Annotated in this window: 19 protein-coding genes, 1 pseudogene, 1 riboswitch and 1 other annotated feature; of the genes and pseudogenes, 1 reads left to right on the top strand and 19 read right to left on the bottom strand. The window is 32.4% G+C overall.

Annotated elements, in window-relative coordinates; translation table 11 throughout:
* Positions 1 to 18 precede the first annotated feature (18 nt).
* The 5 genes from E4100_RS01270 to E4100_RS01250 all read right to left on the bottom strand — a co-directional run bounded on the left by E4100_RS01270 (position 19) and on the right by E4100_RS01250 (position 4,891).
* Positions 19 to 1,740, bottom strand: a complete 1,722-nt coding sequence (locus tag E4100_RS01270) for a proline--tRNA ligase (RefSeq protein WP_135270044.1) — start codon at positions 1,738 to 1,740, stop codon at positions 19 to 21.
* 48 nt (positions 1,741 to 1,788) lie between these two features.
* Positions 1,789 to 1,996: a binding site (T-box leader), on the bottom strand.
* Between the two features lie 9 nt (positions 1,997 to 2,005).
* A complete protein-coding gene (ispF, locus tag E4100_RS01265; protein ID WP_135270042.1) occupies positions 2,006 to 2,503 on the bottom strand; it encodes a 2-C-methyl-D-erythritol 2,4-cyclodiphosphate synthase in 498 nt (165 codons plus the stop codon).
* The gene (ispD, locus tag E4100_RS01260) at positions 2,500 to 3,237 is read right to left on the bottom strand and encodes a 2-C-methyl-D-erythritol 4-phosphate cytidylyltransferase (RefSeq protein WP_135270040.1); all 738 of its coding nucleotides are present in this window, start codon (positions 3,235 to 3,237) and stop codon (positions 2,500 to 2,502) included. The genes ispF and ispD overlap by 4 nt, the downstream gene beginning before the upstream one ends.
* 15 nt (positions 3,238 to 3,252) lie before the next feature.
* Entirely contained in the window at positions 3,253 to 4,341 is a 1,089-nt protein-coding gene (locus E4100_RS01255) for a PIN/TRAM domain-containing protein (protein WP_135270038.1), read from the bottom strand.
* Between the two features lie 61 nt (positions 4,342 to 4,402).
* Positions 4,403 to 4,891, bottom strand: a complete 489-nt coding sequence (locus E4100_RS01250) for a CarD family transcriptional regulator (protein ID WP_135270036.1) — start codon at positions 4,889 to 4,891, stop codon at positions 4,403 to 4,405.
* 220 nt (positions 4,892 to 5,111) lie between these two features.
* Here E4100_RS01250 and E4100_RS01245 point away from each other — a divergent pair, with 220 nt between their 5' ends.
* Positions 5,112 to 5,516, top strand: a complete 405-nt coding sequence (locus E4100_RS01245; protein WP_209315204.1) for a nucleoside triphosphate pyrophosphohydrolase family protein — start codon at positions 5,112 to 5,114, stop codon at positions 5,514 to 5,516.
* 19 nt (positions 5,517 to 5,535) lie between these two features.
* On the opposite strand, the gene radA is transcribed toward E4100_RS01245, so the two are convergent.
* The 14 genes and pseudogenes from radA to E4100_RS01180 all read right to left on the bottom strand — a co-directional run bounded on the left by radA (position 5,536) and on the right by E4100_RS01180 (position 20,259).
* Entirely contained in the window at positions 5,536 to 6,903 is a 1,368-nt protein-coding gene (radA, locus tag E4100_RS01240) for a DNA repair protein RadA (protein ID WP_282097100.1), read from the bottom strand.
* Positions 6,904 to 6,919: 16 nt separating this feature from the next.
* Positions 6,920 to 9,355 carry an ATP-dependent Clp protease ATP-binding subunit gene (locus E4100_RS01235; RefSeq protein WP_135270034.1) on the bottom strand — a complete coding sequence of 812 codons (2,436 nt, stop codon included), beginning with the start codon at positions 9,353 to 9,355 and terminating at the stop codon, positions 6,920 to 6,922.
* 12 nt (positions 9,356 to 9,367) lie between these two features.
* Entirely contained in the window at positions 9,368 to 10,384 is a 1,017-nt protein-coding gene (locus E4100_RS01230) for a protein arginine kinase (protein WP_135270033.1), read from the bottom strand.
* On the bottom strand, positions 10,368 to 10,871 hold the full coding sequence (locus E4100_RS01225; protein ID WP_135270031.1) for a UvrB/UvrC motif-containing protein: 504 nt from the start codon (positions 10,869 to 10,871) through the stop codon (positions 10,368 to 10,370). The genes E4100_RS01230 and E4100_RS01225 overlap by 17 nt, the downstream gene beginning before the upstream one ends.
* Before the next feature lie 9 nt (positions 10,872 to 10,880).
* Positions 10,881 to 11,342 carry a CtsR family transcriptional regulator gene (locus tag E4100_RS01220; RefSeq protein WP_135270029.1) on the bottom strand — a complete coding sequence of 154 codons (462 nt, stop codon included), beginning with the start codon at positions 11,340 to 11,342 and terminating at the stop codon, positions 10,881 to 10,883.
* Between the two features lie 66 nt (positions 11,343 to 11,408).
* Complete coding sequence (locus tag E4100_RS01215; protein WP_135270027.1) at positions 11,409 to 12,188, bottom strand: transglutaminase-like domain-containing protein; 780 nt, start codon at positions 12,186 to 12,188, stop codon at positions 11,409 to 11,411.
* A 13-nt stretch (positions 12,189 to 12,201) separates the two neighbouring features.
* A riboswitch (cyclic di-GMP riboswitch) is annotated at positions 12,202 to 12,275 on the bottom strand.
* 121 nt (positions 12,276 to 12,396) lie between these two features.
* Entirely contained in the window at positions 12,397 to 14,466 is a 2,070-nt protein-coding gene (gene fusA / locus E4100_RS01210; protein WP_135270183.1) for an elongation factor G, read from the bottom strand.
* A 155-nt stretch (positions 14,467 to 14,621) separates the two neighbouring features.
* A complete protein-coding gene (locus E4100_RS01205; protein ID WP_135270025.1) occupies positions 14,622 to 15,104 on the bottom strand; it encodes a YfcE family phosphodiesterase in 483 nt (160 codons plus the stop codon).
* Complete coding sequence (rdgB, locus tag E4100_RS01200) at positions 15,082 to 15,699, bottom strand: RdgB/HAM1 family non-canonical purine NTP pyrophosphatase (RefSeq protein WP_135270023.1); 618 nt, start codon at positions 15,697 to 15,699, stop codon at positions 15,082 to 15,084. Before rdgB ends, E4100_RS01205 begins: the two co-directional genes overlap by 23 nt.
* Positions 15,699 to 16,436 (bottom strand): ribonuclease PH, encoded by a 738-nt coding sequence (gene rph / locus E4100_RS01195; RefSeq protein ID WP_209315203.1) that lies wholly within the window; start codon positions 16,434 to 16,436, stop codon positions 15,699 to 15,701. The genes rdgB and rph overlap by 1 nt, the downstream gene beginning before the upstream one ends.
* A 59-nt stretch (positions 16,437 to 16,495) precedes the next feature.
* On the bottom strand, positions 16,496 to 17,017 hold the full coding sequence (locus tag E4100_RS01190) for a DUF2179 domain-containing protein (protein ID WP_209315202.1): 522 nt from the start codon (positions 17,015 to 17,017) through the stop codon (positions 16,496 to 16,498).
* Positions 17,018 to 17,067: 50 nt separating this feature from the next.
* The gene (locus E4100_RS09585; RefSeq protein ID WP_425596607.1) at positions 17,068 to 18,384 is read right to left on the bottom strand and encodes an N-acetylmuramoyl-L-alanine amidase; all 1,317 of its coding nucleotides are present in this window, start codon (positions 18,382 to 18,384) and stop codon (positions 17,068 to 17,070) included.
* 213 nt (positions 18,385 to 18,597) lie between these two features.
* Positions 18,598 to 19,014, bottom strand: a pseudogene (locus tag E4100_RS09580) (copper amine oxidase N-terminal domain-containing protein); the annotation flags it as partial.
* A gap of 249 nt (positions 19,015 to 19,263) precedes the next feature.
* Entirely contained in the window at positions 19,264 to 20,259 is a 996-nt protein-coding gene (locus E4100_RS01180; protein ID WP_135270020.1) for an AIR synthase family protein, read from the bottom strand.
* Positions 20,260 to 20,407 lie beyond the last annotated feature (148 nt).

Here is a 20,407-nt window from a genome sequence, read left to right as displayed (position 1 = left end):
TTTTTCCTCCTCGATTATTTACTTTAGCTCAAATCCTTCTTGTTTAAATGCTAATAATATTCTATCATAAACATCTTCTGCTTTTAACTCTTCTTTTTCACTTGATTTTCTCAATGAAAATTCTACAATCCCATCAGAAGCGAGCTTACCCACTGTTATCCTTGCTGGTATTCCAATGAGATCACGATCATTGAATTTTACACCAGCGCTCTCATTTCTATCATCAAGTAATACTTCAATACCTTTATTTTTTAATTCATTGTAAAGTCTTTCACCTAAAGCAATTTGTTCTTCCTTTTTTGTATTTACTACAGTGATTATCACATGATATGGTGCAACTACAAATGGCCATATTATACCTTTTTCATCGTGATACTGTTCAACAATTGCGGCTACAGATCTTGACACTCCTACTCCATAACTTCCCATTACAAATTCTCTTTCTTTTCCATTTTCATCAAGAAATGTTGCATTTAAACTCTTGGAGTATTTAGTACCAAGCTGAAATATATTCCCTACCTCAATTCCTCTGTCAATATAGAGTTTACTTCCGCAATTTGGACAAGTATCTCCTTCTTCAACTAACAATAGATCGTCTACAACCTCTGCTTGAAAGTCTCTTCCGTAGTTTACATTTTTTAAGTGATAATTTGTTTCATTTGCTCCTACTACAATGTTTCTGATCTTAGTTATTGTCTTGTCAACAATAAGCCTAGCGTCTTTAAGTCCAATTGGTCCCGTGAAACCTTTATCTGCCATAGTTATCTTTCTGATTGTATCTTCATCAGCCATCTCAAGTTCATGTTCAGCAATTTTAAGATAATTTATTAGTTTTGTTTCATTTAATTCTCTATCTCCTGGTATCAACACTACAATTGGTTTACCAGCTGCTTTAAAAATAATAGCCTTTCCAAATTTTCTCTTGTCAATTTTTAAGAAATTTGTTAAATCTTCAATAGTTTTAATTTCTGGAGTATAGATTTTTTCAATATCAAGAAGTTTTTCATCATCTTCAATGTTTATAACTACATCTGCTTTTTCATCAGTTGCAGCATAATCACAAGCTTTGCAATATGCAATTCTTCCTTCTCCTACTTCACTCATTGCCATAAACTCATGAGAAATTTTTCCGCCCATAGCACCAGTGTCGCCTTGTACTACTTTATAGTTCAATTTTAGCCTTGTAAATATTGCATCATAAGCATCCCACATTTTTTGATAGGATAATTTCATACCATCTTCATCAACATCAAAACTATATGCATCCTTCATGATAAACTCTCTTGCCCTGATCAATCCAAATCTTGGCCTTTTTTCATCTCTGTATTTAGTTTGAATTTGATAAATAATTAGTGGAAGTTGCTTGTAAGAATTTACTTCATCTTTTATTAGATTGGTAAAGTACTCCTCATGTGTTGGTCCTAAGCAAAATTCTCGTTCACTTCTATCTCTTAATTTAAACATTTCAGGGCCAAAATTATCCCATCTTCCAGATTTTTCCCATAATTCTTTTGGCTGAATTGCTGACATCAACAATTCTTGAGCTCCTTTATTATCCATTTCTTCTCTTACGATATTTTCAATTTTTCTAATTGTCCTATACCCCAATGGTAGATACGAATAAACACCACTTACTAATTTCCTTATCATACCTGCTCTTAATAAGAGCTGATGACTTGGTATTTCAGCTTCGGCAGGGTCTTGCCTTAATGTTGGCATATAAAGGTTTGACATTTTCATCGCTTAACTCCTCCTTTTAAACTAAATAAAAAGACCTTTCATCTTAAAAAAAGAGACGAAAGGTCAAATCCGCGGTACCACTCTTGTTAATCCAATTAAAAATTAGATTCACTCACAGGCTTTAACGCGCCAAACGTTTAAGCTTTCGCTAAATGCTCTAGGCTGGGTTCATCAACTATCAGGCAAGAAACTTCTCAGCTATAAGTTCCCTCTCTTTATGCCATAATTGACTACTAGTTCCTCTCATCGCTACTAATTTTATAGTCTATACAAAAATTTTTTTATTGTCAATAACTTTTTCTAACAGGCATACACAATAACTTGTCACGCCTTCTTCTCTGCCTTCAAATCCTAATTTTTCAGTAGTTGTAGCTTTTACACTTATATTTTCTATTTCTGTATTTAATATATTTGCTATGTTTTCCCTCATCTGTTGAATGTATGGCGATAGTTTTGGGTTCTGAGCTGCGACAACCGCATCTATATTGCCAACTTTGTAACCATTATATGACATTATGTCATATACTTTGCTTAAAAGTTTCATACTTGAAATATCCTTATAAGCCATATCTGTATCAGGAAAGTGTTTCCCAATATCACCTAATGCTAATGCTCCAAGTATGGCATCCATAATGCTATGAATGAGAACATCCGCGTCAGAGTGCCCTAATAGTCCTTTTTGATGCGGTATCTTAACCCCTCCTAGCACCAATTCTCTTTGCTCGCTGAATTGGTGAACGTCCATTCCAAAACCTATTCTCATAGAATACCTCCAAACCCATCATTATTTTCATTTAAATTCATATTTTTAAAAATAGACTCAGCTATGATTAAATCATCAGGAGTGGTTATTTTTATATTGTCATAACTTCCCATTATCATTTTTACAGGGTGGCCATATTTCTCTACTAATGAGCTATCATCTGTAGCTACTATGCTTTCTTTACTTGCGTACTCATAACCTTTTTTTAATATATCAGTTTTAAAACACTGTGGTGTTTGTGCAGCCCAAAGTAAAGCTCTATTAGGAGTATGATGAACTTGATTGTTTTCATTTACAACTTTTATAGTATCTTTAACTGGCACTCCTATCACACATGCTCCAAATTCTATTGCTCCATTGATGCCTTTTAGTATCAATTCTTCCCTTAAGAAAGGCCTTGCCCCATCATGAGTTAACACTATATCCGACTTATCGCTCAATGCGAGTATCCCATTGTAAATAGAATCCTGTCGTTCTTTTCCACCTTTTACTATTTTGGTGACTTTAGTGAACCCGTATTTTTTAATTATTTCTTTTTTACAGTAATCTATCTCAGTAGCTCTGGCTACTACTATTATCTCATCAATGAATTTTGATTTATCGAACTTTTCTATTGTATGTGCTAATATTGGTTTGTTGTCAATCAATATAAATTGTTTATTTATTCCGCTTCCCATTCTATTGCTCATGCCTGCTGAAGCTATTATAACCGAAACAAAATTACCTTTATACATTATCTCACCTCTATCTTATCCCTTTGGTTTCGCAAAAATCATTCTGCCCGCTGAGGTTTGAAGTACAGATGTAACAATGACATCAATGTTTTCTCCTATATATTTTCTACCGGATTCAATGACAATCATAGTCCCATCATCCAAATATGCTAATCCTTGTCCCGATTCTTTCCCATCTCTTATCACTTGAACTATCATCTCTTCTCCTGGTAATACAACTGGTTTTAATGCATTTGCTAAATCATTAATGTTCAATACTTCTATTCGTTGTACTTCGGCAACTTTGTTCAAGTTATAGTCGTTAGTTATTATTTTACCTTTTAGCATTTGAGTTAGTTTTAATAACTTAGAATCCACTTCTGCTATGTCTTCAAATTTTTTATCGTGAATTATTATTTCTGTATCCAATTCGTTTTGAATCCTATTTAAAATATCAAGTCCTCTCCTACCGCGATTTCTCTTTAAAGCATCAGATGAATCAGCTATATGCTGAAGCTCTTCTAATACAAATTCAGGAATTACTAATGGTCCTTCTATAAATCCAGTTTTTACTATGTCTGCTATTCTACCATCTATAATCACACTAGTATCGAGTATCTTAGGTGTTGATTTTGTTGACTTTGATCTATCTTTTACACTTTTTCTTATGTTTTCACTATCTTGAGAAATATTTCTAATGCTTGCATTTATGTCATCAATTTTTTTAGCTGGAATTCTAATCCCTAAGTACCCAAAAAAAATATAAAGCAATGCTGATCCAGCAAGACCAATGTATGGTACTTTTATCATGTACAAAGGTTGACTCAATAAATATGCAATTAACAATCCTATTATTAGACCAATTGCACTAAAAGCAATGTTTTGAATTGTAAATTTTTGAAGTTCATTTTCAATTCTCTTTGCTAAATATTGAGCTAATTCGATAAACTTAGGAGCTAAAAAATAAAATATAATTCCGCTAATAATGATAAAAATAATAATTACAATAATTTCATTAATTCCAGTGAATTCAAACACATTTAAATTCTCTAATAGGCTATAAATAAAAAAACCTAAGGCCAACCCTATAGACGTGATGATAGCTTTAACTATTTTTTCTACCATCCTACCACCTCCTCATCATAAAAGTATTATACTTTTTATTTCCTCAACTTTCCAGTCATTTTTAAATTTCTTCATTAAAAATAGCTTGATCAACTAATTTTTCTATTTCTGCAACTGATAAATTAGAAGCAAGTACGAGTTCTGAATAAAGTATCTTTTTGGCATCATTTAACATTTTTCTCTCACCAGTTGAAAGTCCTTTTTCTTTATCTAATAAGCTCAAATTTCTAACCACTTCAGCTATTTGGTTTATATCTCCTGTCTTTATAAGATCTAGATTTGATCTATACCTTCTATTCCAATTATCAGGCATCTTAGATTTTTTATCCTCCAAAATTTCAAAGACATCTTTTATTTCTTCCTTTGTTATTATATCTCTCACACCAACTTCTTCTATATTTTCAACCGGCACCATTACCTTCATGTCTCCTATTGGCATTCTCAATATATAATACTCTCTTCTTTCTCCCAATACTTCCTTAATTTCCAAATCCTCTATAACTCCAGCTCCATGCATTGGGTATACAATTTTATCGCCAATTTTAAACATTAAATTTCCTCCTTAAATAAAGTTTACTTACTTAAATTATAAACCAATCCAAAGAGAATGTAAAGTTTATATATTATCATATATTTATATGTATAGTCAATTATTTTTTTAATATTAATTGCCCGCCGCTAAATGCAAGAAAATAATAAATTTATTAATGCATAATATTTGACAAAGCACAATATAATTTTTTATAATGATGATAAGAAAGGGTGATCTTATGGAAACAATTGAACAAAATAATATAATAGATGAATTACAAGCTTTATCTAGTGAAGTTTCTATACGCCATAAAAGTATATTAGATATAATGACTAAACTAGATGAATATAATGCTAGAATAAATAGAGCCGTTGCAAAATCAGTTACTAATTGTGGTTGTATTGAAATATCGGCTAAAAAACAAGATTTCGAATCAGATACTTTAGAAGAACTAGCGCAAAAATTAGATTCTCATGTAAGAGGGAATATATGCAATGTATGCAGAGAAAAATTAGAAGAAGAAATTGGATCGTATATATTTTTCTTAAGTTCTCTAGCTGAAACACTTGGTTTTAATCTTTCTGATACTATTAAAAAAGAATTGGAAAGAGATAGAATCCTCGGAATATATACAATGAAATAATAGTGGGGGGTTACCCCCACTATTTAAAAAAATCGATCAGTACATCTTTTAATGATTTTCGCTTTATTACATTAAGATTGCTAAATTTAGTATGTAATTTAACTTCATCAGCTACATAAGCTTTTTTTATCCCCATTCTCTCCGCTTCTCTAAGCCTTGGCTCTAGAGATGGTATCTTTTTTAGTTCTCCCGTTAGCCCAACATCTGCCAGAAAAACAGTATCTGTATTTATAGGAACATCATAACATGAAGAAGCTATACTTATAATTGTTGCTAAATTTGAGGCTTGATCTTTTAGTTTTATACCTCCTGTTGTCTTGATGACAACATTTTTATCGTATAAGTTTATTCCTCCTCGTTGTTCTAGTACTGAAATCAAAGTGTTTAGATGATCTCTTTTTAAAGTATCACTTATTCTAGATGGATATGGTGTAAATGAGTGAGAAACTAAGGACTCAATTTCTAAAATAATTGGCCTTGTTCCTTCCTTTACAACAGTCAATGCACTGCCTGATACATTGTCATCTTCGCTTCTTTTTGTCATAAAAAACTCACTTGGATTATCAATTGAAATCATCCCTTTTTCAGTCATACTAAAAAACCCAATTTCTCCTGTCGATCCATATCTGTTTTTAGTTGAAATCAAGCTTCTTAATTCTTCCCCAGATTCTCCTTCTATCATTAAAACACAATCAACTAAATGTTCTAGTGCTCTTACTCCTGCTAGCTCATCTTCTTTTGTCATCTGACCTACTATAAAAACTACACGTGGGTTTTTGCTTTCTTTTGCTAATTTAACTAATTCATAGGCACATCCCATCGTTTGAGTAGGTGAACCGGCTCTTGAAGGGAGCGCCTCCTCAATTGTAAATGTTTGAATGCTGTCTACAATTACAAATTGAGCATCTAATTTGTTTACAGTTTCAATTACTTCATCAAGGCGATTATCTGAGAGAACAAACAAATTTTCATTTATATTGTCTAAGATCCTCAATGCTCTAGATTTTATTTGAGAACTTGATTCTTCTCCAGAAGCATATAACACTTTTAATCCTTGTGATGCTAATATATTTGCTACTTGCAATAGGAGAGTTGACTTGCCTGCTCCAGGCTTTGCAGTGAGGATAGTCACTGAATCTCTGACTATCCCCCCGCCCATTACCCTATCAAATTCACTTATATTAGTTTTTATTCTTTCACTATTTGTAGCATCTGCATCAATGAGTTTTAATGGAATGCTTTCAAGTTTATGCTTGTTTTCCTTTAATATATCTGTTTGAACAATTTCCATGGTCCCAAACTCATTACACTGTGGACATTTGCCTAAAAACCCTACCATTTCATATCCACAGCTCTTACATCTATATACGTTCGATCTTTTAGGCACTTAACTTTCCTCCAAATTATTGTTTTAATGCTGTCTTTTTAAAAACTAAATTCTCACCATCATAATCTATTTCAACTTCATCATCTATATGAATATTGCCTTTTAAGATTTCTTCTGCAAGTCTATCTTCTATCATTTTTCTTATTGTTCTCTCAAGTGGTCTTGCTCCGAATACGGAATCAAAACCTTGTTCTGCGATATATTTCTTTGTGTCCTCTGATATTTTTACTCTCACACCTAATTTTCCTAATCTTTCTTCCAATTCTTTAACCATCAAATCAACTATTGCAAAAATTTGTCCTTCTTCAAGTCCGTGGAAAACTATCACTTCATCAATTCTATTTAAAAATTCTGGTCTGAATGTTCGTTTTAACTCTTCAGTTATTATTTCTTTCATCTTTTCATATTCTTTTTTATCTGATTCCTCTCCGGTTGAAAACCCGAGTATATTTTGTTTCTTAATAGATGTTGCTCCTACATTTGATGTCATGATGATGACTGTGTTTTTAAAATCCACTGTTCTTCCTTTAGAGTCAGTAAGCCTACCTTCGTCAAGAATTTGTAAAAGCATGTTAAATACATCTGGGTGAGCTTTTTCTATCTCATCAAATAAAACCACTGAATAAGGTTTTCTTCTAACAGCTTCTGTAAGTTGTCCTCCTTCTTCATATCCTACATAGCCAGGAGGGGACCCAACAAGTCTTGATACAGAGTGTTTTTCCATATACTCACTCATATCTATCCTTATCATAGCATCTTCATCACCAAACAGTGCTTTAGCTAAAGCTTTTGCTAGATAAGTTTTTCCCACACCCGTAGGACCAACAAATATAAAGCTACCAATTGGTTTGTTAGGATCTTTTAACCCCACTCTAGCTCTTCGTACTGCCCTTGACACTGCTTCTACTGCTTGATCTTGTCCGACTACTTTCTTGTGAAGTTCTTTTTCTAAGTTTAATAATCTTTCGCTTTCCTCAGTAGTCATATTTGTTACAGGAACTCCTGTCCATTGGGATACAATCTCTGCTATCTCGTTGTATCCAACTACTAGATTTGTTTCGTGTCTTTTTTTCTCCCATTGGATTTTCTTCTTTTCCATTTCTTCTTTTATCGACTTTTCTTCATCTCTAATTCTTGCTGCCTTCTCAAAATTCTGAGTATTTATAGCTTCTTCTTTCTCGTGTTGCAACTCTTCAAGCCTCTCTTCCAATGTTTTCAATTCCAATGGAGGCACATAGTTATTAACTCTTAATTTAGATGCAGCTTCATCGATTAAATCAATAGCTTTGTCAGGCAAAAATCTATCAGTAATATATCTATACGATAGTTCCGCTGCTGCTTGAATAGCATCATCGGTTATTTTTACGCCATGATGAGCTTCATACCTATCTCTTAAACCTTGAAGTATTTTTATTGTGTCTTCTACGCTAGGCTCATCAACCATTATGGGTTGTAATCTCCTTTCAAGTGCCGAATCTTTTTCAATATATTTTCTATATTCATCAATTGTTGTAGCACCAATTATTTGAAGCTCACCTCTTGCAAGGGTTGGTTTTAATATATTTGATGCATCAATTGCTCCTTCAGCAGCACCTGCTCCTACAATTGTATGAAGTTCGTCTATAAATAAAATCACATCTCCAGCTTCTTTTAATTCTTTCATGACAGCTTTTAGTCTTTCTTCAAATTCCCCTCTGTATTTTGCTCCAGCTATCAACCCTGGTAAATCTAAAGTCAATATTCTCTTGTCTTTTATAACATCTGGTACATTACCCTCGACTATCTTTTGAGCTAAACCTTCAATTATAGCAGTCTTCCCAACACCGGGCTCACCTATGAGCACAGGATTATTTTTAGTTCTCCTACTTAAGACTTGAATAACTCTTTCTATCTCTTTAGATCTGCCTATGACAGGATCAATTTCGCCGTTTTCTGCCATTTTATTTAAATCCACAGTGTATTTTTCAAGATTTGGTGTTTCTTTCTCCTCTTGAGAGTTTTTATTATAATTAGTTGGATCTGTTATCTTCGCAACAATCCTCTGTGCTAACTTTTGTGGATCTACTCCAAGTCGTTTCAAAATCGTAGTTGCTATTCCTTCGCCTTCAACTATTAAAGCTAATAATATGTGTTCAGTTCCTACATAATTATGACCTAAATTTCTAGCTTCTTGAAAAGACAATTCAAATACTCTCTTAGTTCTTGGAGTGTACCCCAAAACTTCAGATCCTTCTTCCCCCATGCCTACTATCGTGTACACTTCAGCTCTAATTTTATCTAAAGTGATCCCAAATTCTTTTAAAGTTGTTGCAGCAAGCCCTTGGTCTTCTGCTATTAACCCTAATAACAAATGCTCTGTACCTATATAATTATGATTAAATTTCTTGGCTTCTTCTTGTGCTAATAGTATTGCTTTTTGTGCACTTTCAGTAAATCTTCCATTCATTCCCATACGAGAACCTCCTCATCTAAAATATTCTCTTATAATATTTGCTCTTAATACATCTCTTTCTGTTCTATCCATAGTCTTATTTGACCTGTATTGAATATTACCAGGCTTTATATTCATCATCAATTCAATAAGATTGTTGTATTTTTCACCTTCAATCAACCCTAAATCTGCTCCAAGTTTTACAATGGATATTTGTTCCATAGCTTCATTGGAAGTTATCATTCTAGCGTTTTGTACAATCCCAATTGCTCGATAAACTTTATCTTCAATTTCAATTTTTCTATTTTCCATTATAAAGTTTCTAGTATTTTTCTCTCTATTTTTAACTTCTGTAGCTATTTCATCGATTTTTTTAATTATTTCCTGTTCAGTTTCTCCTAATGTCAATTGATTTGATATTTGATATAAATGCCCTACAGCTTCTGTCCCTTCTCCATATATTCCTCTTATGGTTAATCCAATTCTCTTTAAAGCATCCATTAAACCCATAATATATCCCGTCATAGTCATTGCTGGCAAATGAAGCATAACTGATGCTCTCAACCCAGTCCCTACATTCGTGGGACACGATGTTAAATATCCATATTCAGGGTGAAATGCATAATCTAATTTAGATTCCAGATAATCATCTATTTGTTCACATTCTTCCCATGCTTCATTTAGCCTTAATCCCGGAAGCAATGTTTGCAATCTCAGATGATCTTCCTCATTTATCATTATAGTAGCTCTTTCATCATTTCTTAGATAAAAAGCACTCTTACCTGTTTGTTCAACCAAGCCTGGACTGATTAGATGGTTTTCCATAAATCTCATTCTATCCCGTGGTTCTAGTTGCTCAAGATTGTAAAACTCATACTCTCCATCAGAAAAAATTTCTTGCACAACTTCTTGTATTTTTTCTAAAGTATTTGCTGCTTCTTCTTTTGAAGAATATAATGGAAAAGTATCATTTTTTAAATTTCTCGCAAGTCTTATCCTTGAGCTGATTACAACAGGATCTTCTTCACTATCCTTAATCCATTTTGTCATTTTTATCACTCCTGTTAACTAAATCCAATTTAATTTTTAAGTCTTTTATTTCATCTCTCAACAGAGCAGCTTTTTCATATTCTTCATTTCTTATAGCTCTATCAAGTTCAGCAGTAAGCTTATCAATATCTATTTCTAGTTTTAATAACGGATATGCCCGTTTTGGCATTTTCCCATTGTGTTTAGTATGTCCATGTATACCCTTAATCATGTTTTTTAAATCATCACCAAATGCTTCGTAACATTCTGAACACCCAAGTTTACCAGTAGATCTAAATTTTTCATAACTTAATCCACAATTAGGGCATGTAACATCTGGGCTTGAGTAAATGCTACTAAATAATTTATGAAGTGGAAATTTATTGATTAAATCTTCCTTATATCCTGCAGCACAAATCTCACATAGATGGTGTTCCGTAACTACTCCATTTATTACTGACTTATAATGTATTTTCGCTTCTCTTTTATTACATGATTCACAAATCATAATATCCCTCTATTCTACAAGTATTAATATTACATTTTTTAATATATTAGCTCTCAGCCTATTTCTATCCTCTATCAGTGTTCCGAAAGCTCTGTCGCTAATAGCAGCTTTAATTGTATTAGCTTCTTTTTTCGAAATGAGCCCCTCTTCATAAAATGTTTCAATTATGTCAATTGCTTTAGCTTCTGTTATAGAATCGCCAATCAAATCATTTATTATATGCTCAAAATCGAAACCATTGCTCTCATTTAAATCAACCTTTACTATTTTTATATACCCACCTCCACCTCTTTTACTCTCTATATAATAACCTTTATACGGAGTAAATCTAGTGCTTAATACGTAATTAATTTGAGATGGAGCACAATCGAAATAGCTGGCTAGCTCATTTCTTTGAATTTCAACAACACCATTCATTTCATCTATTAAATTTTTAATGAATTCTTCTATAAGATTACTTAAACCAGCCATGGCGTTCACCTCCTGACTTTGACTATCTTTGTCTTTTAAGTCTAAAAATTAAGCCTTTCGGCTTAATTAATATTCTCTAATTTTATTGTAATCTGAATCTAATTTAAACATAGAGGTTTTAAGTCTTCTACTGACATATGCACTATCATACGTGGTATCCACTATATGCCACTCTCCATCGAGATATACTTCATTCCATGCATGATAGTTTTTCAAATCACTTTTATAGCCTTTTACCAATTTTGTAGGAATGCCTTCTGATCTTAAGATACCTGCAAACAAAGCCGAATAATCATAACATATTCCTTTTTTATCATTAACAATTGTAGTTAAATCAGGAACATAATCATCTGGTAAATTTTCAATCTTTAACTTATCATATTTTATATTGCTTACTATATATTCATAAACAGCTTTTACTTTTTCTTCATCGGTGTTCTTATCTTTTATTATTTCTTTGGCTAAAACTAAAAGTTCTTCATTGTTTTCCCAAACAACAGGTTGTGAAGAAGATAAGTATACATCCTGTGGGACTTCAGTTATATTTAAATATTCTTTGTCAACAACGCTATATCTATTTCCCTCAATATTTTTTAATAACTTAACCTCATAGGTTCCTTTGCCTAATTGAATTGGCAGATATTCAATATTGTTCTTCATGCTGTAATAATACTTACTATTGCCATATTGAACCATCAATCTCATGCCTTCGCCATATTCAGCTGATTCTACTTTTATTCTATTCCCCAAAATCGTTGTGTTAAAATCAGAACTCGCTGAAACCACCCCATGTAAACTAAAAATTATAAGCACACACAAAAATAAACAAACGAGTTTTTTGGACATAGTAAACTCTCCTTTCGGTAACTGGCTGCCTTTTAAGGCCCTATAGCTTTGCGTCCCTACCTTTCAGTAGGTTTGCCTTTATCGTTTGACAGTTTACAAAACAAAAACTCTTTTGTAATTGTCACCGTAATTATACCACAGTTTCTTTAATTAAATCAATTATTTTTTAGAAGTTTTATATAGTCAAAAAAGGTGGAAACTCCACCTTTTAATGATTTTCTTTTTCTTTTTTAGCTTTCTCAATTATTTTTTCTGCTATCATAGCAGGTACTTCTTCATATCTTGCAAATTCCATAGTAAAACTTCCTCTTGCTTGAGTCATAGCTCTTAAATCAATGGCATATTCAAACATTTCAGCATGAGGTGCTTCAGCTACTATTTTTTGGCTTCCATCTGGTAGTTGTTCCATACCTAAAATCCTGCCTCTTCTCTTGTTCATATCTCCCATTACATCTCCCATGTATTCCTCTGGGATTACAATTTCTACCCTAACTATAGGCTCTAGTAAAACTGGTTTCGCGGCTTCCATCCCCTTTTTAAATGCTAATGAAGCTGCTATTTTAAATGCCATTTCATTTGAATCAACCTCATGATAAGAGCCATCAAATAAAACCGCTTTAACATTTACCACTGGATACCCTGCTAATACTCCATGTTCTAAAGACTCTCTTATTCCCTTTTCAACAGCTGGCCAAAAGTTTCTCGGTACAGAACCTCCGAATATTTCTTCAGCAAAAACAAAGTCTTCTTCACATGGTTCAAACCTGATATGAACATCACCATATTGCCCAGCTCCACCGGATTGTTTTTTATGTTTACCTTGTACTGATGCTGTTCCTTTTATGGTTTCTCTATATGCAATTTTAGGACTAGTTAATACAACATCTACTCCAAAATTCTGTTTCAATTTATCTACTATAACTGATAATTGTACATTTCCTTGACCACCAATTAATAATTGTTTGGTTTCGGAATTTCTCTGTATAAGGAATGTAGGATCTTCTTCCATCAATTTTGACAATGAAGCTGAAATTTTTTCTTCATCGCCTTTATTTTTAGGCTCTATCGCCATAAAAAGTGTAGGTTGAGGATAACTTATTGTTTCATACACTATAGGATTATTTTTATCACACAAGGTGTCTCCTGTTTGAGTATAATTTAACTTTGAAGTTGCTCCTATATCCCCTGCTAAAATTTCAGTGGCTTCAATCTGGTTTTTACCCCTTAAAAAGAATAAACCACCTAGCTTTTCACTTTTCTCCTTTGTAGAATTGAATACTTCTGTATCTTTTGTGATTTTTCCTGATAGTACTTTAAAGATCGAGATTTTCCCAACAAATGGGTCTGCAATGGTCTTAAATACAACAGCAGAAAAAGGTTCATTTACGTCAATCTTTCTCACGATCTCTTTATCATTCCAATTACCTGTTACACTTTCCATGTCAGCAGGAGAAGGCATGTATTTTATGATCAAATCCATTAGATAGTCTGCTCCGATTGTCTTTTCCGCAGAACCTAATATGAGTGGTACCAAATCTGTTGATTTAACAGCTAACTTTATTCCCTTTTCTATTTCATCAGGTGTAAAATCACCACCATCAAAGTATTTTTCCATTAAAGCTTCATCAGTTTCAGCTATTATTTCTTTTATTTTTTCTTTAATTTCTTCTATTCTTTGCATTTGATCATCTGTCAGTTCTACTTCTTTTCTAGTCTTGCCAGAGTATTCATATGCTTTCTCATCAATTACACTGACAAAGCCTTTAAAGTTCTCAGCTTCTCCAATAGGAAAAGCAAAAGGTATAATTTTCTCTCCAAATGTAGATTGTAAATCTTCAACTAATTTGTCAAAGTTGATATTTTCTTTATCCATCTTATTTACATAAATCATCCTAGGAGTCTTGTATTTTTCTACATTCTTCCAAGCTTTCTCTGTACCTACTTCTATACCAGCAGATGCATCTACTAGTAGCACAGAGCTTTCCGATGCCCTTTTTGCACCATACATTTCACCAATAAAGTCAAAATACCCTGGTGTGTCAAGTACATTTATTTTTATATTATTCCATTCAACTGGAATTATAGAAGTAGCTATTGATACCTTCCTAGCTATCTCTTGTTTATCAAAATCTGACATTGTGTTTCCTTCTGTTACTTTCCCTTGTCTAGTTGTTACCCCTGCTTGAAATAGTAGAGCTTCAGTCAACGTTGTCTTACCATTGCTACTGTGCCCTAATAAAGATACATTTCTAATCTTATCTGTTGAATACGATTTCAACATGCATTCCCCCTAACTAGAATTTTATTTAAAAGTAAACTACTTTTTAAATCAAACACAAATCAAATAATTCCATGCTTTTAAATTATAACACGAATTTTCTAATTAATCAAAATATAATTTTTATGAGTTTTCTAAAAATTATGCCTATGAAATCATTTTGAAATATTCCTTATATCTGCCCAAATATGTTCTTTGGTTACATCTAATACAGCAAAAGTCTTTTTATAATCCATTCCTCGCGGAAATGTTGTACTGCCTGGATTTAAAAACAGAATATTCTCCACTCTATCTATTAAGGCAATATGTGTATGCCCAAAAAAAACTGATTCAGCATTTTCTTTCTTAGCTAAGACCATAAGTTGCTTTAAATCTAATTTAACATTCTCCTTGTGCCCATGAACTAATAGCATCCTGTGTCCAAGTATTTCTACAACTATTTTGTCAGGGTAATTTGCATAAAAGTCTCCATTGCCTCGCACGATGTATTTTTCTATTATATTTAATCTATTTGCTATTTCTTCACCATCTTCTACATCATCTCCTAAAAAAAACAGCTTATCAAATTTCTCATTTTCAACTGTTTTTATCAATGATGATATTCTTCTATGAGTATCACTTACCACAAGTATTTTCATCTTTCTCACCTAGTAATTGAATTAAAATTTCTCTTAAATTTTCAATAGCTTTTCTCCTGTGGCTGATTTCATTTTTCTGTTTACTCCCTAATTCTGCAAATGTCCTGTCAAATCCATCTGGAAGAAAAACAGGATCATATCCAAACCCATTTTCCCCTCTTACTGTAGCCAATACCTTTCCGAAACATTTTCCAGATACAATATACTCTTTTTTATCCTCTGTGATTAGACAAATAACAGTTTCGAAATAAGCTCTGCTTTCTTCTCCGTTTAAATTTTTAAGAAGTAATTCCACATTTTTCTTGTCATTGCCGTCTTCTCCTGCATATCTTGATGAATATACTCCTGGATTGCCATCAAGTTTTTCTACAAACAATCCCGTATCATCAGCCACTACTAGATAGTCAGTGTGCTTTGAGATTTCCCTCGCTTTTTTTAGGCTGTTATCTATTAGGGTTTTTCCATCTTCTATTACTTTTAAATTTTCTAAACCTATCTCAGCCTTGGATAAAATCTCTATTGGTAAATCACTTAAAATATCTTTAATTTCATTTATTTTGTTTTCATTATCTGTTGCCAGTACCAATTTTTTCATTATTTATCACCTATATATTTGTTTATTTCCCCAAATATGCTTTTTTCTAGATCTATAATTTCATTGTTCCCTTTTGTCGCTAAATCTAAAAGCTCATTTAATTCATTCCTTGAAAAAGATTTATTTTCTCCAGTTCCTTGTATTTCGACAAATTCACATTTACCTGTCATAACAACATTCATATCAACTAGTGCTTTAAAGTCTTCTTCATAACACAAATCTAATACTGGCCCGCTTTCAATAATTCCTACACTTACTGCGGCTAAATAATCGTTAACCGGAAAATATTCATCATCATTTTTAAATTTCTTAACCAAAGCATCTACCATAGCAATATATGCTCCTGTTATTGAAGCTGTCCTCGTCCCACCATCAGCCTGTATAACATCGCAATCTATCCAAATTGTTCTTTCTCCAAGTTTTTTCAAATCTACTACGTTTCTTAAAGATCTTCCTATAAGCCTTTGTATTTCTTGATTTCTGCCATCTATTTTGCCTTTTACTGAGTCTCTTACTTTTCTCACTGCTGTACTGGCTGGCAGCATAGAATATTCACTTGTTATCCAGCCCATACCACTATTTCTTAAGAATATAGGAACCTTATCTTCAATCATCGCAGTACATATTACTTTTGTATTTCCCACTTCGATTAAAACAGAACCATAAGGGTGCATTAAATAGTCTCTTGTTATATTTATCTTTCTCATTTCATCATAATTTCTATTATCAATTCTCAATTTTATCTCTCCTCAATATTTTAATAATCCCATATGAAAAAAATCTCCAGTAAGGAGATTTATTTTTTAGTTGCATTAAAGTATCCACCTCTTATAGGACTTATGTTGTTTACTGTTAAGAATGCTTCTTTATCTATATTTTCGACAATTTCTCTAAGCTTTCTTAAGTCTTTTCTATTTAGTACAACATTGAATATTTCTCTGCTCCCCTTTAATCCTTCTCCTACAAGAACTGTTACTCCAAAACCATTCGCTCTTAATGCTTCCAAAAGCTCATTCTTAGTGTCTTCCCCAGGAATAATTTGTGCTGATAGATTTCCTAGTGCTATTTTATTTTCTATTGTTATACCTACATAATTTCCCGCAGCAAATCCAAGACAGTAAGCAAGTAAATTTAAAGGATTGTCTAAGCTATTGACAACTTTTCCTAGTACTGTAACATAGACCCCAACCTCAAAAAATCCAATTGCTGCAGCTTGGATTTTTCTACCTTGAACAACCATCAAAGTTCTTACAGTAGAAAGAGAAACATCTAGTACTCTAGCAAAAAAAATAAGTGCATATCCCAAAAAAGCTTCCAATTTATAAATCTCCTTTCAATTAATAAAGGGAAGGTATCCCTTCCCTTATTTTAATACTGATTTATATATTGTTCAACCCCATTTACAATACCCTGAACAACTTTTTCCTGAAATGAGTCTTGAATTAATTTTTGAGAATCATCTGCGTTTGATAAAAAAGCAGTTTCTATGAGTACTGCAGGCATTTCAGTCAATCTCAATACTGCCAAATCTGATCTTTTCTTTATCCCTCTTGAATTTATTCCTGTAGAGCTTATAATCGAGTCATGAATGGATTTTGCCAAAGGATACTGATCTACTGTTTTATATTGACTTTCTGTTGCAGGGCAATAAAGTATTTCTAACCCATTTACTGAACTTAAAAGAGTTGAATTGCAATGTATACTTATAAACAGATCAGCTTTTACTTGATTTGCAATCTTTGGCCTTTCATATAGATCAACATAAGTATCATTATTTCTTGTCATAATCACATTGTATCCTTTTTGCCTTAAAGCATTTTCTAGTTTTAGTGCTATAGATAAATTAATATCTTTTTCTTTAAACCCTAAGATTGATAAAGCTCCAGGATCCTTCCCACCATGTCCAGCATCAATGACGATTGTCTTCCCTGACGGATTTGTTGGAATAGTATCCTCTGATTTCACATTGATTTTAAAGAAAGAACTATTTGTATCTAGATTGTAACTTATCTTTTTATTTAAATTCATTGTTATAATGGTTGTATTTAGTGTTTTCTCGATTTCTATAGTGCTTATAAAATTATCGTTAATGTTGTATTTTCCAATTGGAATATCTATCAGCCCATTGTCAAAAGACAATATTAGCTGGTTTTTTGGCTCAACATAATCTGTTATTACAGAATTTAAAGCCATTGAAGGTATAGAAAAATCAAAAGATGAAGAATGAGCATTGTAATCTATATAGTTAAAAAGAGTATTCTCTGGCACTAAGTAAATCTCATCGTCTTTAAAAACTATATTTACTTTTGGGCTTACACCAGAGTTTATATCTAATACTACTCTTACTATCTTATCATTAGGATCATAGTTTTCATCAGGTGTAAATTGTGAAACCCTAACCGAATTGATAAATCCTAATTTGTAATCAAAAGTTTGATATAGATTACCTAGTAGTGTTGTATCTTTCAGATCTAAAACATATCTTGTTGGATTATCTAATATGAAGCTTTTATAATCATTTCCTTTTACACCTTTCAACACAACTGCTTCTTTGCCATCTATAAAACCTAAGCTTATGTTAGTTATGTTATTTATAGTAGGAACTGGTTTGTTGGGTTCAAACGAAACAATCAACGATCTCTCATCTGATGTAGTATTGAAAATCTCTTTGCCTTCATCATTCATCACAATACTTAAACTGACTTTATAAGGATTTGGAGGAAGTGATGTTTGCTGAGAAAATATCCTTTGAATAAAAGTTCCACCAACTTCATTTTCAAATGTGGTCTGATTGTTTCCAGATATGTTTAATTTAGCGTTTATAAATTCAATGTTATATTTCTTATTTATAGAATCATAGCTTACCTCATAATTTAATTTTTGGTCACTGTCTATAGCAATTTGATGATTTCCATTTGAGTCATAAACTGTTCTAATATTTGTTATATTCACTACAGTTGATGTGTTTATTTTAGCAGTATAGTTCTCTGGATCCCAGCCGACCTCGTAACCTAATACTTCTGAAATAAATCTAACTGGTACCATAGTTCTTGCATCTGGTTTGCCGTCAATATTATATGTAACTAGTTTTGGTATAGAGTATTCGTCTAGAATTCGTTCTACTCCGTTGACTAATACTTTATTGCTATCTACAGTTAAAATGACAACTGTTGGCCCATCTACTACGGTTACTGTTTTTGTCTTTTCTTCCCAATTTACCATTGCGCCAAAGTCCTCTGCTATAAATCTAATAGGTACTAAAGTCCTATTTCCAACGATAAATGACGGAACTTCAGAATCTAATCTATTGCCATCTAAAAGTACAGAAACCTGCCTAACTTTTAAGTTATTTCCATCCATGCCAACGTTAAAAAACTCACTCGCATATGCACTTTTATTAAAAGCCAACAAAAACATAATCAGAAATAAAGCAATATGTCTTCTCTTCATGTCTATACTCCTTCCATTTCTTAACCAAATAGCCAACTGCCTTCTTTAGTTTATATATATCACTTTAATATATAGCTTTCAAGCAATTTGACAATTTGTAATGATAATGTAACATCATTTTATCTGTTTAAGAGCTTTGTAAAGCTCATCGCTTTTTGGTGACTCTATTGGTTTTTCCAAGCCTTCTTTTATAGATACTACCCCTTCTTCAACTATTTCTCCAATACATGTTGCTAATATATTATCCTTTTCTAATGAAAAGAGTATTTCATCTAGTCTCTCTTTTGGCACTATCATGAGCATGCTTCCACTTGATATAAACTTAAAAGGATTTAATTCAAATGCATCACATATTTTCCTAGTTACCTTTAGCAGAGGAATTTTTTCTTCATAAATTATAATGCCTTTTCCAATAGCATTTGAAGCTTCCCAAACAGCTCCATATAAACCTCCCTCAGTGATGTCATGCATATATAATGCTCCATTTTCTTTACCAATTTTGCCTTCTTTCACTACAGATATATTGTGTATAATCTGTTTAGATAGTTCTATTTCATCTTTTGTCAAAATGTCGAAAGCTTTCTCTCCTAGCTCATTTACTAATATATTTGTTCCTTCTAATCCTAGATATTTAGTGACTATCAATTTATCCCCTATCCTTATGTCATTATAGTCAGTCAAATATCGCTTTTTTAATCTTGCTAAAACTGTTGAATTTATGATTACTCTATTTACAGCATCTGTTATTTCTGTATGTCCACCAATGATTTCAACTTTTTCTTCTTTAGCAGTCTCAGAAGCTTCTTTCATGATTAAGTCTATTTCTTCTTTTTTTATGTCAACTGGGCATAAAAGTGTTATGAGTAAAGCTATAGGTTCAGCTCCCTTCGTAGCTGCATCATTTAAAGTTACATATACAGCGAGTTTCCCTAGATTTTTAGTGGCTCCCGTTATTGGGTCTGTGCTTACAACACAATAATCGTCACCAAAATCAACAATTCCAGTGTCTTCTCCAACTTTAGATCCTAATAATACTTCTTGTCTTTTATATTTAATGTTATTTATGACTATCTCCTCTAAGACTTCATTTGGTAACTTGCCAATTTCCAATATTACTCCTCCTCATGCAAATAATTCTCATAGATTTATTATACACTTATACAACAAGAAAGAGCTAGATAATCTAGCTCTAAATCTTAAATATTTCTATTAATTTACTAAGTTCATTTGCTAAGCCCTTTAATTTATCTGCATATTC

This window comes from Soehngenia longivitae (genome assembly GCF_004684055.1).
Lineage (GTDB): Bacteria > Bacillota > Clostridia > Tissierellales > Tissierellaceae > Soehngenia > Soehngenia longivitae.
Note: the sequence above shows the minus strand (reverse complement) of the source record. Positions and strands in the feature narration are given on the sequence as shown.